Annotated in this window: 18 protein-coding genes; 16 read left to right on the top strand and 2 right to left on the bottom strand. The window is 61.1% G+C overall.

Annotated features, from left to right (window positions below; genetic code table 11):
- Window positions 1-211: 211 nt before the first annotated feature.
- Window positions 212-574, bottom strand: coding sequence for a DUF6054 family protein (locus Q0I19_RS03255; protein WP_294759063.1), 363 nt, complete (start codon window positions 572-574; stop codon window positions 212-214).
- A gap of 19 nt (window positions 575-593) precedes the next feature.
- Window positions 594-776 (bottom strand): hypothetical protein, encoded by a 183-nt coding sequence (locus Q0I19_RS03260; protein ID WP_294759061.1) that lies wholly within the window; start codon window positions 774-776, stop codon window positions 594-596.
- A 133-nt stretch (window positions 777-909) separates the two neighbouring features.
- Here Q0I19_RS03260 and ligA point away from each other — a divergent pair, with 133 nt between their 5' ends.
- The 16 genes from ligA (at window position 910) to Q0I19_RS03340 (ending at window position 12,547) form a co-directional block, all read left to right on the top strand.
- Window positions 910-2,928 (top strand): NAD-dependent DNA ligase LigA, encoded by a 2,019-nt coding sequence (ligA, locus tag Q0I19_RS03265; RefSeq protein ID WP_294759060.1) that lies wholly within the window; start codon window positions 910-912, stop codon window positions 2,926-2,928.
- Entirely contained in the window at window positions 2,928-3,746 is an 819-nt protein-coding gene (locus tag Q0I19_RS03270) for a sugar nucleotide-binding protein (RefSeq protein ID WP_294759059.1), read from the top strand. The genes ligA and Q0I19_RS03270 overlap by 1 nt, the downstream gene beginning before the upstream one ends.
- Window positions 3,747-3,841: 95 nt before the next feature.
- Entirely contained in the window at window positions 3,842-4,723 is an 882-nt protein-coding gene (locus tag Q0I19_RS03275) for an ATPase, T2SS/T4P/T4SS family (protein WP_294759058.1), read from the top strand.
- Window positions 4,705-5,193, top strand: a complete 489-nt coding sequence (locus Q0I19_RS03280) for a hypothetical protein (RefSeq protein ID WP_294759056.1) — start codon at window positions 4,705-4,707, stop codon at window positions 5,191-5,193. The genes Q0I19_RS03275 and Q0I19_RS03280 overlap by 19 nt, the downstream gene beginning before the upstream one ends.
- 10 nt (window positions 5,194-5,203) lie before the next feature.
- Window positions 5,204-5,398, top strand: a complete 195-nt coding sequence (gene spoIIIAC, locus Q0I19_RS03285; RefSeq protein ID WP_294759055.1) for a stage III sporulation protein AC — start codon at window positions 5,204-5,206, stop codon at window positions 5,396-5,398.
- A gap of 6 nt (window positions 5,399-5,404) precedes the next feature.
- Window positions 5,405-5,785 (top strand): SpoIIIAC/SpoIIIAD family protein, encoded by a 381-nt coding sequence (locus Q0I19_RS03290; protein WP_294759054.1) that lies wholly within the window; start codon window positions 5,405-5,407, stop codon window positions 5,783-5,785.
- A gap of 59 nt (window positions 5,786-5,844) precedes the next feature.
- A complete protein-coding gene (locus Q0I19_RS03295) occupies window positions 5,845-6,801 on the top strand; it encodes a hypothetical protein (protein ID WP_294759053.1) in 957 nt (318 codons plus the stop codon).
- A gap of 5 nt (window positions 6,802-6,806) precedes the next feature.
- Window positions 6,807-7,241 carry a hypothetical protein gene (locus tag Q0I19_RS03300; RefSeq protein ID WP_294759052.1) on the top strand — a complete coding sequence of 145 codons (435 nt, stop codon included), beginning with the start codon at window positions 6,807-6,809 and terminating at the stop codon, window positions 7,239-7,241.
- Window positions 7,238-7,765, top strand: a complete 528-nt coding sequence (locus Q0I19_RS03305) for a stage III sporulation protein AG (protein WP_294759051.1) — start codon at window positions 7,238-7,240, stop codon at window positions 7,763-7,765. Before Q0I19_RS03300 ends, Q0I19_RS03305 begins: the two co-directional genes overlap by 4 nt.
- Window positions 7,762-8,379, top strand: coding sequence for a SpoIIIAH-like family protein (locus Q0I19_RS03310; protein ID WP_294759050.1), 618 nt, complete (start codon window positions 7,762-7,764; stop codon window positions 8,377-8,379). The genes Q0I19_RS03305 and Q0I19_RS03310 overlap by 4 nt, the downstream gene beginning before the upstream one ends.
- 132 nt (window positions 8,380-8,511) lie before the next feature.
- A complete protein-coding gene (locus Q0I19_RS03315; protein WP_294759049.1) occupies window positions 8,512-8,877 on the top strand; it encodes an Asp23/Gls24 family envelope stress response protein in 366 nt (121 codons plus the stop codon).
- Between the two features lie 20 nt (window positions 8,878-8,897).
- Window positions 8,898-9,314: a transcription antitermination factor NusB gene (nusB, locus tag Q0I19_RS03320; RefSeq protein ID WP_294759048.1), complete on the top strand. Its 417-nt coding sequence runs from the start codon at window positions 8,898-8,900 to the stop codon at window positions 9,312-9,314.
- Window positions 9,308-10,249, top strand: a complete 942-nt coding sequence (locus Q0I19_RS03325; protein ID WP_294759047.1) for a glycoprotease — start codon at window positions 9,308-9,310, stop codon at window positions 10,247-10,249. Before nusB ends, Q0I19_RS03325 begins: the two co-directional genes overlap by 7 nt.
- Entirely contained in the window at window positions 10,234-11,451 is a 1,218-nt protein-coding gene (xseA, locus tag Q0I19_RS03330; RefSeq protein WP_294759046.1) for an exodeoxyribonuclease VII large subunit, read from the top strand. Before Q0I19_RS03325 ends, xseA begins: the two co-directional genes overlap by 16 nt.
- Entirely contained in the window at window positions 11,448-11,663 is a 216-nt protein-coding gene (xseB, locus tag Q0I19_RS03335; protein ID WP_294759044.1) for an exodeoxyribonuclease VII small subunit, read from the top strand. The genes xseA and xseB overlap by 4 nt, the downstream gene beginning before the upstream one ends.
- Window positions 11,660-12,547 (top strand): polyprenyl synthetase family protein, encoded by an 888-nt coding sequence (locus Q0I19_RS03340; RefSeq protein WP_294759042.1) that lies wholly within the window; start codon window positions 11,660-11,662, stop codon window positions 12,545-12,547. Before xseB ends, Q0I19_RS03340 begins: the two co-directional genes overlap by 4 nt.
- Window positions 12,548-12,565: the final 18 nt, after the last annotated feature.

Consider the following 12,565-nt stretch of genomic DNA (forward strand, 5'->3'; position numbering starts at 1 on the left):
ACTTGTGCCGAAGATAGTTGGCTGGAGACGGCCTGTGAAAATAGGTAGATGCCGGCTTCTCGAAACGCCTTATCCCGTAAGGGATAGGGCGATTTTTGTTTTATGCGCAAAATGCAGGAAATACAAGAGAACCCCCGCCCTGACGAGCATCGCCAAGACGGGGGGTTGCATTTTTGAGAAATCGCGCGTGGTAAAGCTGTTTTTGCGTGTATCAGACATCGACCTTTGTAAAGCCGTACTTTGCAAGGGCGGCGGCAAGGGCAGCAGTAAGGTCCGCGTGGGACCCGTAGTTCGTATTCAGAACACCGCTGCCACCGCCTGTGCCGATGATCGTGGCGGTTTGCTCGGTGCCGGAGTCCAGAATTTGTACGGTGGCTGCCGTCGCACTGCTGTTTCTCAGGTAAAATTTTTCAAAAACCATAAGAAAGACGGGGACACCGTTGACGTCCGAAAGCTCTTGGTAGACAAGCTCCGGCGCAAAGGTTTTTCCCTCGAACGAGGCAAGAATATTTACGGGCAGTTCCCGGAAATCCTGACGCGAGGGACGGTTCATTTTGATTGCGGTGCAGCTCATGGCAAACTCCTTTCCAAAATCAGCGGGACTTAGGGATATCAAAGACCATGGCAAGACCCAAGCAGCCCACAATAAGCCCCACAAAAGAAAACGGAAGATCCACCGCACTGTAAAGCAGGGTTGTGTTCAATTCCGGTCCGGCGGTGCTGAGAAGAATGGCGAACAGCAGCAGGGCAATGCCCTTACAGGTTTTTTCGTTCATGGGAAATCCCTCCTTTTTTATCAATATAGCATATTTTTTTTGTCGTGACAAGGGGGAAAAATTATGGAGAAATTGCGTCAGCGGCAAAAATGTGGTATACTGAACTATATAAAAATTACAGGGGAGCCTTGCCATGACCTTTGCAGAATATACACAGCTTGTTAAGACCATCGACCACCATATGGAACTGTATTATAACGAAGATGCGCCGGAAATTTCCGACTTTGAATATGATGCGCTGATGCGCCAGCTTAAGAGTGCCGAGAAGGAGCATCCCGAATGGGTGACGCCCGATTCCCCCAGCCAGAAGGTGGGCGGTCGGGCAACCGGTGCGGCAGAGGGGAAAATCAAGCACAATGTACCGATGCTGTCCATTGAGGACGTTTTTACGCTGGAGGATGTCACCGCGTGGACGGACAAGGTGCGCGCCGTGCATCCCGACGCGGTGTTTTCGGTGGAAACCAAGGTGGACGGACTGAGCCTGACACTGCGTATGCGCGGCGGCGAAAACGGCAAAATGCAGCTGTATATGGCGGAAACCCGCGGCACCGGGTTTCAGGGCGATGACGTGCTTGCCAATGCGCAGGAAATTCCTGATATCCAAAAAGAACTCGATCTGCCGTACAAATATCTGGAGCTGCGCGGCGAGGTCTATATGACCCATGCGGCGTTTGATGCCTACAATGCGGCGCAGGAGGCGGCGGGCAAACCGATTTCCGCCAACCCCCGCAATCTGGCGGCCGGCACGCTGCGCCTTTTGAATCCTGCCCTGACGCGCGAGCGCGGGTTGAGTATGTTTGTTTTTAATGTACAGGACGGTCCGCAGGAGCTGATGCAAAGCCACTGTGCCGCGCTGGACGCACTGGAAGCCGCCGGTGTGACCTGCGTGTACCACAAGCGCTGCGAAACGGACGCGGAAATTTTGCAGACGATCCGCGAAATCGGCGAACTGCGCGCCGAGCTGCCCTACGATATTGACGGTGCTGTGGTAAAAATTGACCAGATCGCCTACCGAAAGGATTTCCCGGCAGGGGCAAAATACAGCGCCGGACACATCGCCTACAAGTACCCGCCCGAGGAGCGCACCGTGACGATGGACGAAATCGAGGTGGCAGTCGGGCGCACGGGCAAGCTGACCTTTACGGGCATTTTCCACGACAGTGAAACCGGAAAGCCCGCGCGGCTGTGCGGCACCAGTGTGTCCCGCGCCACGCTGCACAATCAGGACTATATCAACGAGTACAAGGTCGGCATCGGCGGGCAGTATCGGCTGTACAAAAGCGGCGAAATCATCCCCAAGCTGAACGGCTGCGTCAAGGAGCCGGAGCATATTTTTACAGCGCCGACAACCTGCCCGGTCTGCGGCGAGGCGCTGATCCGTGAGGAGGACACCGCCGATATCCGCTGTGTCAACCCCGCCTGCCGCGCACAGCTTTCGCGCACTATCTCCTACTTTGCGTCGGTCAACTGTATGAACATTGTGGGTTTAGGCGAAACGCTGGTGGACGCGCTGGTGGAGCAGGGCTACCTGACCAGCTACGCCGACATCTACAAGCTGAAAAACCACCGCGACCAGCTGGTCGAGGCGGGTATCATCGGCAAGGAGAAAAACACCGACAAGGTGTTGAAGGCGATTGAAAATTCCAAGAACAACTCGCCGGTGCGGCTGGTGGCGGCGCTGGGCATCCGCAATGTGGGGGTGTCCACGGCGCGGGCGCTGATGGCACGGTTTGCCAGCGTGCAGGCGTTGGCGGCAGCTTCCATCGAGGAGTTGACCGCGATCCAAGACATCGGCGAAACGACGGCAGCCTGCATTTACGAGTTCTTCCGCCACGAGAGCAACGAGAAGATCTTGCAGGAGCTGACGGCGGACGGCGTAAATATGCAGATGCCGCAAAACGGCGATGCTACGCAGAAACTTGGCGGGAAAACCTTTGTGATCACCGGCACGCTGCCCACACTTGGGCGCAAGGAGGCGCAGGAGCTGATCCTGAATAACGGCGGCAAATGCACAGGCAGCGTCAGCAAAAAGACCGACTATCTGGTCGCTGGCGAGGCGGCAGGCTCCAAGCTGACCAAGGCGCAGGAGTTGGGCATCACCGTGCTGGACGAGGCGGCGCTGCTTGCGATGGCAAACGGAGGGAACGAGTAATGCGCGTTCTGGTGACGGGGGCAGGCGGCTTTGTGGGCAGCCGCGTTATGCGGATGTTGGCAGGGCAGTACGAGCTGCACCCGCTGCCCAAGGGGATGGCGGCAGGGAACCCCGATGCCGTTTTGCGTGAGGTCGCCCGCGTGCAGCCGGATATCATTTTGCACACGGCGGCCATCTCCGATACAGGATATTGCCAGCAGCACCCGGAGGAATCTTACCGTTCCAACGTGGTTTTGCCGCTGGCGTTGGCAAAAACCGGCATAAAACTGGTGGCGTTCAGCTCGGATCAGGTGTACACGGGGCTGGGCGGCTGCACACCGTTTGCCGAGGACGTACCCCTGCAGCCGACCAACGTCTACGGGCAGCATAAGCGGGAGATGGAGCAGCGTGTGCTGGATGCTGACCCCGACGCCGTGCTGCTGCGGGCAACCTGGATGTACGATTTTGCCGGGGACGGTCTGCCGCTGCGGGGCAATTTGCCGCTGAACCTGCTGCGCGCCGCGCAAACAGGGGAGACACTGGGATTTTCTGCGAATGACTTTCGCGGTATAACGTGGGTGCGCGATGCCGTGCGAAACCTGCCCGCGGCGATGCGGCTGCCGGGCGGCGTGTACAATTTCGGCTGTGAGAACTCGCTGGATATGTGGCAGACAGTACAGGAATTTTGCAAAATTTTGGACATTGCACCGAAACTTATGCGTCAGGATTGGCAGCGCTGCCTTGCCATGGACACCGCCAAGGCACAGCGCGGCGGCGTGGTGTTTGCCGACACGGTACAGGCATTTCGAGAATGCGCCGAACAATGCCGCCAGAGGTAAAATTCAGGAAAGAGGGCTTCGGCCCTCTTTTTTGTTTTGCGGTTCTATCCCCCCGCGCGGCGTCATACAGTGGCAATGGGGAGGTGACAGAGAAAATGGACGAGTATTATCAGGCAGCGGCGGCTTTACCGCCGCCCTTTGCGGGGGCGCTGGCGTCATTAAGCCCGCGCATCGCCCCTGCCGTGCAGGAGATACGGCTGCGGGTAGGGCAAAGTGTGCAGTTTACCATGCAGGGAAAATTGACCGCGGCGAGGAAGTATCTGCCGAGTTTGGCAGGGGAAATCAGCGAAGAAATGCTGAAAACCTGCTTTTTGCATCTGTGCCGCCACTCGGTTTACGCCTATGAAGATGAGCTTTCGCGGGGGTATTTTACCCTGCCCGGCGGCAGCCGCGTAGGGGTGGCGGGCTGCCGCGGCGGGCGGGGCTTTGGCAGGGTGACTTCGTTGAATCTGCGCATTGCCCGCCCGATTTTGTGCAGCCTGCCCAAAGAACTGACGGATTTTTTGGCGGCGCCGACAGGCGGCGTGCTGGTCGTTGGCGCGCCCGGCAGCGGGAAAACAACCTTCCTGCGCTCGATTTTGCAGTATCTCATCGAGCAGCGTCAGATCGTTGCAGTAGCGGACGAGCGCGGCGAGCTGACAGGTATAGACTGTAAAGGTAAAATGCTTGTCAGGGAAGGGTGCGATGTCTACACCCGCTGCAGCAAGGCGGCGGCGGTGGAAATGGCCCTGCGGTGCATGAACCCGCGCTTTATTTTGTGCGACGAGTTAGGCACGGCGGAGGACGCCGCCGCGCTGGAATGGGGCGTTGCGTCCGGCGTGGTGTTTGCGGCATCGGTGCATTGCGAAAGTTTGCGGTCGCTGCAAAAACGCCCCCAGCTGGCGCGGCTGCTGCAGACGGGTGCCTTTGCGCGGGCGGTGCTTCTGGCGGGCGGGCATCGTCCCGGCGAGGTGGCCGAGTGGAAAACACTGTGCTGAACGCGGCTCTGCGCTTGGTATCGACCCTGCTGCTGTGCGCGGCGGGCGGCGGGCTGGGGCTGGCGGCAGCCCAAAAGCAGGAACGCCGATGGCGGCAGGTACATACCTTTGCACGGCTGCTTTCGTACATGGGGCAGACGCTGCGGTATCTGCCGCTGCCGGCCGATGAATTGCTGGCGCGCGCCGCCGCTTACCCGGAGTTTGCCGCAATCGGTCTGGCGGACTGTACCGCCTTGGCTGCGCTGCCGCCGCCCGCTGCCCTGCCCGCCCCGAAACGGGACGAGGTGCAAAGCCTGTTGTGCGCAGCGGGGGAAAGTGACCGCACGGGGGCGTGTGAAATGCTTACGGCAGCGGCAGCCCTGTGCGAGGAATCTGCCGCCGAGAAAGCCCCGACACTGCGGCAGGTGCGCAGTCTGTGGCCCAGGCTGGGCGTTTGCGGCGGACTGCTGGCGGCGGTTTTGTGGGGATAGGGGGCGCAGCGTGGAAATCGACCTTGTGTTCAAAATTGCGGCGACAGGCATCATTGTGGCGGTGCTGAACCAGCTTTTGATCCGCTCCGGGCGGGAGGATCAGGCCATGATGACCACCCTCGCGGGGCTGGTGGTGGTGCTGACGATGCTGGTGCGCCAAATCAGTGATTTGTTTGTGCTGATCAAGGCATTGTTTGAATTATGACGCTATATGGTGATATTTCAGTGGGCAGTGCTGGCATTTGCGGCGGCGGTGCTGCAGCTTACCTTAAAAAAAGACCAGCCTGCGTTTGCCTTTTTGGTGTCGGTGTGTGCGGCGGCGGGGCTGCTGGGTGCCGTGGCGGGGCAGGTGCGCCCCATCCTTGTCTGGCTGCAGGGGCTGGAGGCGTATTTTCCGGGCGAGGGCTTGGGCTGCCTTGTGCGGGTGCTGGGCATTGCGCTGGTGGCGCAGTTCGCCGCCGACCTTTGTCGGGAAGCCGGGCTGACGGCGGCCGCCTCGGCGGTGGATCTTTGCGGGCGGGCGCTGGCGCTTTTGCAGGCGCTGCCCCTGTTGCAGCAGCTGCTGGATGCCTTTGCGGGGTACTTGCAGTAACGCTTCTGCTGCCGACTGCCGCCTTTGCGGCGCAGCTGCCCGAACAAACGCAGGAAATTTTGCGCACGGCACCCGACATTGCGCAGGTGTCGGGCTGGACGCTGGACGGGCTGTGGGCGGCGGCACTGCGGGTCTTGGCACAGCCTGCCGCCGCACCGCTGCGCTTTTTTGTGCAGCTGTGTGGGTATCTTTTGCTGTGCGGGGTGCTGGGGCTTTTGTGCGGCAAAACGGGCTGGCGCGCCTGTCTGGACTGCCTGGCGGTGCTGGGCTTCGGCGGTGTGAGTTTGTCGGCCATGATGCAGCTGGTGCAAAGGGTGTCGGCCACGGCGCTGGATTGCCGCAACTATCTGGCGGCATTTATCCCCGTGTACAGCGGTGCGGTGGCACTGGGCGGGCAAAGCGCCGGCGCGGCAGCATACAGCGGGCTGTTTTACGCGGTATCGGGGCTGGTGGGCGGCGTCATCGGGCAGGTGCTGCTGCCCGTGATGCAGGTGTATTTCTGTTTTGCGGCGTGCGCCTGCATCTGGGGCGATGCGGGTATTGAGGAGGCGGCGCGGCTGTTTTCGCGCTGCCTTGTCTGGCTGCTCAAGGGCTGCGGGGCGGTGTTCGGGTTTGTGCTGGGGCTGCAAAATATTTTGACCGGCGCGGTGGACAGCGCCGCCCTGAAAACCGGACGCAGCGTTTTGCAGGGGCTTTTGCCGGTGGTAGGGGACGCCGCCGCTGCGGCGCTGACGGGGGCTGCTGCTGCTGTGCATCTGTTAAAAGGCTCGCTCGCCCTGGCGGGCATGGCGGCGTTGACCGCGCTGTTTGCGCCGGGGCTTTTGCAGTGCTTTTTGTATGCGGCGGCGTTCGGCGCGGCGGGGGCGTTGGCGTCCTTCGGCGGGCAAAAGCAGTGTGGGCGGCTGTGCGCCCTGTATGGCGAGGGTGCCAAGCTGTGCGCGTCGGTGCTGGTTTTGTACCTGTTTATGGTGCTGCTGTCCACGGCGCTGCTGCTGTTGACAGGAAACGGAGGTTGACCGAATTGGAAAGTATCCGTCATCTGGCGCTGGGCTGCTGCGTGGTATCCACGGCGGCGGGACTTTTGCGGGTGTTCTGGCCGGACAACGGCTACAAACCCGTCATAAATGCGGTGCTGATGCTGTATATTATAACGGCGGTGTGGCAGTTTGCCCGCACGGCGGACTGGCACGGTCTGGCGGGGCAGCTGCAGAATTTAAGCGCGGCGGCCGAGACCGACTACGAGCCGTATGCCCAATCGCTGGCAGAGCAGGTCAGCGCACAGGCGGTGCGGGAAATTTTGCAGCAAAACGGCATCGAGGCCGCCGTCAGCCTGCGGGACGGCACACTGTATGTGACCCCCGCCCGCCCGGCGGATGCCCCCCGCGTGCGGCAGCTGTTGGAGGAGAACTGCGGCAGCCTGCCCTACGCGGTGCAAAGCGGGGGTGATGCCCCGTGACGGCGCTGTGGCAGCGGCTGAAACCGCTGTGGGACGATGAAAAACGCCGGGTGCAGCTGTTGGCCGCCGTGGGCATGGCGGGGCTTTTGCTGTTGGCTGTGTCCGAGTGGCTGCCCGCCGAAACCACCGCCGAGCCGCCCAATACCGCCGAAATACAGGATACCGACTACGCCGCACAGCTCGAACAGCAGATGGCAGAGCTTTTGACCACGGTCGAGGGGGCGGGCAGCGTGCGGGTCATGGTCACGGTATCTCACCGCGAAAAAACCGTCTATGCCGCCGACACCGAATCCCGCGCCGACGGCAGCGCCGCCAGCACGCCGGTGCTGGTAAACGGCAATACGGCGGGGCTTATCGAGACCGTCTACGCGCCGGAGGTGTTGGGCGTGGCGGTGGTCTGCACCGGCGGTGACGACCCAGCGGTGCAGGCAAACATCACGGCGCTGGTGCAGGCGCTGACCGACGTGGGCACACATCATATCACCGTTGCCAAGATGGCAGCCGACAAGGAGGAAGCACGATGAAACAGCCTGTTATCCGTAAATTCAAAAGCACCGGTGTCACGGCGGCCTTTTTGACCCTGGCGATGGGCGGGGCGGTCTATCTGAACTGGAGCTACGCCCGCGCCCTGCCTGCTGCGGCACAGACCGTGGGCGCTGCGGCAGGGGAAACCGCCGCCGTGACCGACCCGCTTTTGCCCGCCGCTGCCGACGCCGATGCCGAGGGTGCTGCCAAAAACTACGGCGAGGCGCAGCTGGTCAGCGTTGTAAAGGACGCGGGCACGTCTTTTTTTGAGTCGGCGCGCTTATCGCGCGACAAGGCCCGCGACGAGGCGCTGGAAACCCTGAAAAAGGCGCTGAAAAACGCCAAACTCTCGGACGAGGAAAAGACATCACTGACCGAAAAACTCTCCGCCCAGGTCAGCAGCATCACCACCGCCGCCGAGCTGGAAAGCCTGATCAAAGCCAAGGGCTTTGCGGACTGTCTGGTGGCTTTGGACGAAAACGGCGCGAGCGTAACTGTCATGACCGAAACGGGGACTTTGAACGGCGACCAGGTGGCGCGCATACGGGACGCCGTGCTTACCAAATGCCCGCAGCTCTCGGCGCAGCAGCTTACCATCGTGGAAGTAAAATAAAATCGCGCTGTGGTTGCAAAAACATTCATTTTGTGGTACACTACTGTATATCATCAAAGACTATGGCTGGAAAAGGTGCGTGAATTGAAATGTCGCGCACAATAGGCCGTATGCAATGGGAGGGTACACAAAATGGATGTACGCAATACCATCGGCGGCAGCTTGCAGATCTCGACCGAAGTGCTGGCCAAGATCGCACGTCTGGCAGCTTTGGAAGTGGACGGCGTGGCTGATGTCACCGCCGGCGACCCGCAAAAAAATGTACGCGGACTTTTGAGCCGTACCGGTCTGCAAAAGCCGGTCGAGGTCGTTATGGAGGACGGCATTGCCACCGTTACGGTGCATCTGGCCGTCCGCTATGGCACCAAAATTATGCCCCTGTGCGAAAAAGTGCAGGAGAATGTCAAGCAGGCGATCCAGAACATGTCCGGCATTACCGTGGCGCGCGTGGACGTGCAGGTGGTCGGCCTGGCACAGCAAGACAAGGAAACCAACTAAGAAAGACAGGAACGTAACTTATGGACAAAAAGCCTACCCGCCGCGAATCCCGCGAAGCCGCCTTTTTAACCGCCTTTGCCTCGACCTTTGAGCCGGAAATGCCCACCCTGCCCGCCGAGGAGCTGGAAGTGCAGCCCGATGCCTTTGCCGCTGAACTGCTGGCGGCGATGAACGAACACAGCGACGAGCTGGACAGCATCATCACCGACCACCTCAAGGGCTGGACGCTGAGCCGTGTGCCGCGCGTCAGCCTGGTGGCACTGCGCCTTGCCCTGGCCGAAATGCTGTACGGCAAAGAGCAAAAGCCCGGCGTTGCCATCAATGAGGCGGTCGAGCTGGTCAAAAAATACGGCGCTGATACCGACTACCAGTTTGTCAACGGCTTGCTGGGTGCGGTAGCGCGCGAGCAGGGCACCGAGCCCGAAGCATCATGCTGACCCTGGGCATAGATACCAGTAATTACGCAACCTCTCTGGCCGTGTTTGACGCGGATGCCGGAGAGGTTGTTTGCGATTGCAAAAAGTTTTTGCCTGTCAAGGCGGGGCAGCTGGGGCTGCGCCAGAGCGATGCGCTGTTCCACCATACCGCCGCCTTGCCGGAGCTTATGCAAAAAATCAACGATGCCGTGCCGCTTTCTGAAATTCAGGCGGTGGCAGTGTCCGAAAAGCCCCGCCCTGTGCAGGGGTCCTATATGCCCTGCTTTTTGGCAGGGGTCAACGCAGCAACGGCGTTTTCTTTGGCGGGCGGTGTGCCGCTGCACAGGCTGACCCACCAGCAGGGGCATATTGCCGCCGCCCTGTACGCGGCAGGGGATAAGACCCTGTTTGAAAGAGAGAGCCTTGTGTTCCACGTTTCGGGCGGCACCACCGACCTGCTTCTGTGCCGCGGGGCGCAGTCCATCACCCCGCTGGGCACCAGCAGCGATCTGTACGCCGGGCAGGCGGTCGACCGCCTGGGCGTAAAGCTGGGTTTTGCCTTCCCGGCGGGCGTGTATGTCAGCGAGCAGGCCGCCCTGTGCGAGGAACGTATCAAGCCCAAGGTCAGTGTGCGCGGCACCGCGTGCAGCCTTTCCGGGCTGGAAAACCAGTGCGCCAAGCTGCTGGAGCAGGGCAAGACCGCGCCCTACGTCTGCAAATACTGCCTGCTCTGCGTTGCCGAAACGCTGCTGCGTATGGCGCAGAATGCCCTGCAGGAGCATCCGAATCTGCCGGTCGTGTTTGCGGGCGGCGTGATGAGCAGCGACCTGATCCGCAGCTATATCACGGCCCGTCTGCCCGATGCCCGCTTTGTGCCGGCAAAATTTGCCAGCGACAATGCCATCGGCATTGCGGTGCTGGCCGCCAAGGAGTGTGGCGCATGGCCGACTTTATAAAGGTAACCGACCTCAACCGTCTGGCCAAGCAGGTGCTGGCGCAGTGCGACCCGCTGAACGATGTCATCGTCTGCGGCGAAATTTCCGGCTTTGTCCGGCACTACAAAAGCGGGCATATCTACTTTACCCTCAAGGACGAAAACGCCGGGGTCAAGGCGGTAATGTTTCGCAGCCAGGCGCGGCTTTTGCCGTTTGAACCGCAAAACGGGATGCAGGTGCTGGTCTACGGCCACGCCACCATCTATGAGCGCGACGGCAGCTTTCAGCTGTATGCCGACTATATGCGCCCCTTCGGCGCAGGTGCGGCACAGATGGCGTTTGACGCGCTGTACAAAAAACTGGAAACCGAGGGACTTTTTGCGCCCGAGCGCAAGCGCCCGCTGCCCGCCGTGCCAAGGTGCATCGGTGTGGTCACCAGCAAGACCGGCGCGGCCTGGCAGGATGTGCAGAACGTCATTGCCCGCCGCTGGCCTGGGGTGCAGCTGCTGCTGGCACCCGTCAATGTGCAGGGGCTGGAAGCCGAGCGCAGCATTGTGGCGGGCATCCGCGCGCTGGACAACGACCCCCGCCCGGATTTGATTTTGGTCACACGCGGCGGCGGCAGCAAGGAGGATCTGTGGATCTTCAACAGTGAGCGCATTGCCCGCGCCGCCGCAGCCTGCCGCAAACCGCTGGTTTCGGCCGTGGGGCATGAGATCGACACAACGATTTTGGACTATGTCGCTGACCTGCGCGCGCCCACGCCCTCGGCCGCCGCCGAGCTGTGTGTGCCGGATCGCCGCGAAATGCAGCGGAAAATATTCATTTTACAGCAAAATATTCAAAATAATATACAGAATCGCTGCCGGATATGCTATAATAAGGTAGAAAGTCTTTCGACCGGTCAGGCGATGCAGCGCACACGGCAGGCTGTGCAGCGCCGCGCGCAGAATCTGGCCGCCGTCAGCGAGGCCGTGCAGGCGCAAAGTGACCGCCGCATAAGTGCGGCGCAGGCGCAGCTGCAAAGCGCGGCAGCCCTGGCGGCATCGCTGAACCCCTATGGGGTGTTGGCGCGCGGCTACACGGTGGCCAGCGTCGGCGGCACCGTGACTGCGGTAGACCACCTGATGCCGGGGCAAACCGTGACACTGCGCGGCGATAAGGCCGAGGCAGACTGCACGGTGCAGACCGTGCGCAAGCCGGAAAGGAACGCAACGCTATGAAACAGCCGAAATCCTTTGAGGAGGGCATGCAGCGCCTGAACGACCTGCTGACCCAGATGCAGGATGATACGACCCCCTTGGCCGACGCCGTAAAGCTGTACGCCGAGGCGGCGTCGCTGATACAGTATTGCAACAAAACGCTGGAGACCGCCAAGCTGAAGATCGAGGAGATCGACGCCTCGCTGCTGGCCGCACAGGAGGAGCCGCAATGACCGAACAGGAATACAAAGCAACATTCAGCCGCTATCTGGCCGAAACCGAGCAGCGCCTTGTAACGCTGTGCGACGCTTACCTGCCTGCGGGGCGCGCCATCTGCGATGCCGCCCGCTACAGCCTGTTGGGCGGCGGCAAGCGCATCCGCGCCGTGCTGACTTTGGCAGCGTGCGAGCTTTGCACGGGCAGCGCAGAACCGGCGCTGGACTATGCCTGTGCGCTGGAAATGCTGCACTGCTACTCGCTGATCCACGACGACCTGCCCTGCATGGACAACGACGACTTCCGCCGCGGCCGCCCCAGCTGCCACAAGCAATATGACGAAGCTACGGCACTTTTGGCGGCAGACGCCCTGGTGACCGCCGCCTTTGAGGTGGTGGCGAACGCGGAACTTTCCCCCGCAAGCCGTGCCGAGGCTGCCGCCGTGCTGGCCAAGGCGGGCGGTGCGCGCGGGATGCTGTACGGCCAGGAACTGGACAAGCATTTTGAGACCGTCAAGGCGAGCGAGAGCGAGCTTTTGCAGCTGCACGCCCACAAGACCGGCGCGCTGATCGTCGCCGCTGTCGAGCTTGGCTGCACGGCCGCCGGGGAAACCGGTGCCAAGCGCGAGGCCCTGCGCCGTTATGCGGCGGAGATCGGCCTTGTGTTCCAGATCGTGGACGATATGCTGGACGTGACCTCCACCACGCAGGAGCTGGGCAAGCCGGTAGGCAGCGATGCCGAAAACGATAAAACGACCTTTATTACCCTGTACGGTCTGCAGGGCGCAGGGGAAAAGGCCCGCACCCGCAACGCTGCGGCGCTGGCCGCCCTGGAACCCTTGGGCGAAAACGCGGAGTTTCTGCGGATCCTCGCACAGGAGCTTTTGACCCGAAAAAAATAACTACTATACCGTGAGGAC

This window comes from uncultured Gemmiger sp. (genome assembly GCF_934561205.1).
GTDB lineage: Bacteria > Bacillota > Clostridia > Oscillospirales > Ruminococcaceae > Gemmiger.

Excerpts from the sequence above, each read along its gene's own strand:
- Q0I19_RS03340 (WP_294759042.1), top strand. The coding sequence starts at position 11,660 with ATGACCGAACAGGAATACAAAGCAACATTCAGCCGCTATCTGGCCGAA.
- Q0I19_RS03310 (WP_294759050.1), top strand. The coding sequence starts at position 7,762 with ATGAAACAGCCTGTTATCCGTAAATTCAAAAGCACCGGTGTCACGGCG.
- Q0I19_RS03290 (WP_294759054.1), top strand. The coding sequence starts at position 5,405 with ATGGTGATATTTCAGTGGGCAGTGCTGGCATTTGCGGCGGCGGTGCTG.
- Q0I19_RS03275 (WP_294759058.1), top strand. The coding sequence starts at position 3,842 with ATGGACGAGTATTATCAGGCAGCGGCGGCTTTACCGCCGCCCTTTGCG.
- ligA (WP_294759060.1), top strand. The coding sequence starts at position 910 with ATGACCTTTGCAGAATATACACAGCTTGTTAAGACCATCGACCACCAT.
- Q0I19_RS03325 (WP_294759047.1), top strand. The coding sequence starts at position 9,308 with ATGCTGACCCTGGGCATAGATACCAGTAATTACGCAACCTCTCTGGCC.
- nusB (WP_294759048.1), top strand. The coding sequence starts at position 8,898 with ATGGACAAAAAGCCTACCCGCCGCGAATCCCGCGAAGCCGCCTTTTTA.
- Q0I19_RS03315 (WP_294759049.1), top strand. The coding sequence starts at position 8,512 with ATGGATGTACGCAATACCATCGGCGGCAGCTTGCAGATCTCGACCGAA.
- xseA (WP_294759046.1), top strand. The coding sequence starts at position 10,234 with ATGGCCGACTTTATAAAGGTAACCGACCTCAACCGTCTGGCCAAGCAG.
- Q0I19_RS03255 (WP_294759063.1), bottom strand. The coding sequence starts at position 574 with ATGAGCTGCACCGCAATCAAAATGAACCGTCCCTCGCGTCAGGATTTC.
- xseB (WP_294759044.1), top strand. The coding sequence starts at position 11,448 with ATGAAACAGCCGAAATCCTTTGAGGAGGGCATGCAGCGCCTGAACGAC.
- Q0I19_RS03260 (WP_294759061.1), bottom strand. The coding sequence starts at position 776 with ATGAACGAAAAAACCTGTAAGGGCATTGCCCTGCTGCTGTTCGCCATT.
- Q0I19_RS03270 (WP_294759059.1), top strand. The coding sequence starts at position 2,928 with ATGCGCGTTCTGGTGACGGGGGCAGGCGGCTTTGTGGGCAGCCGCGTT.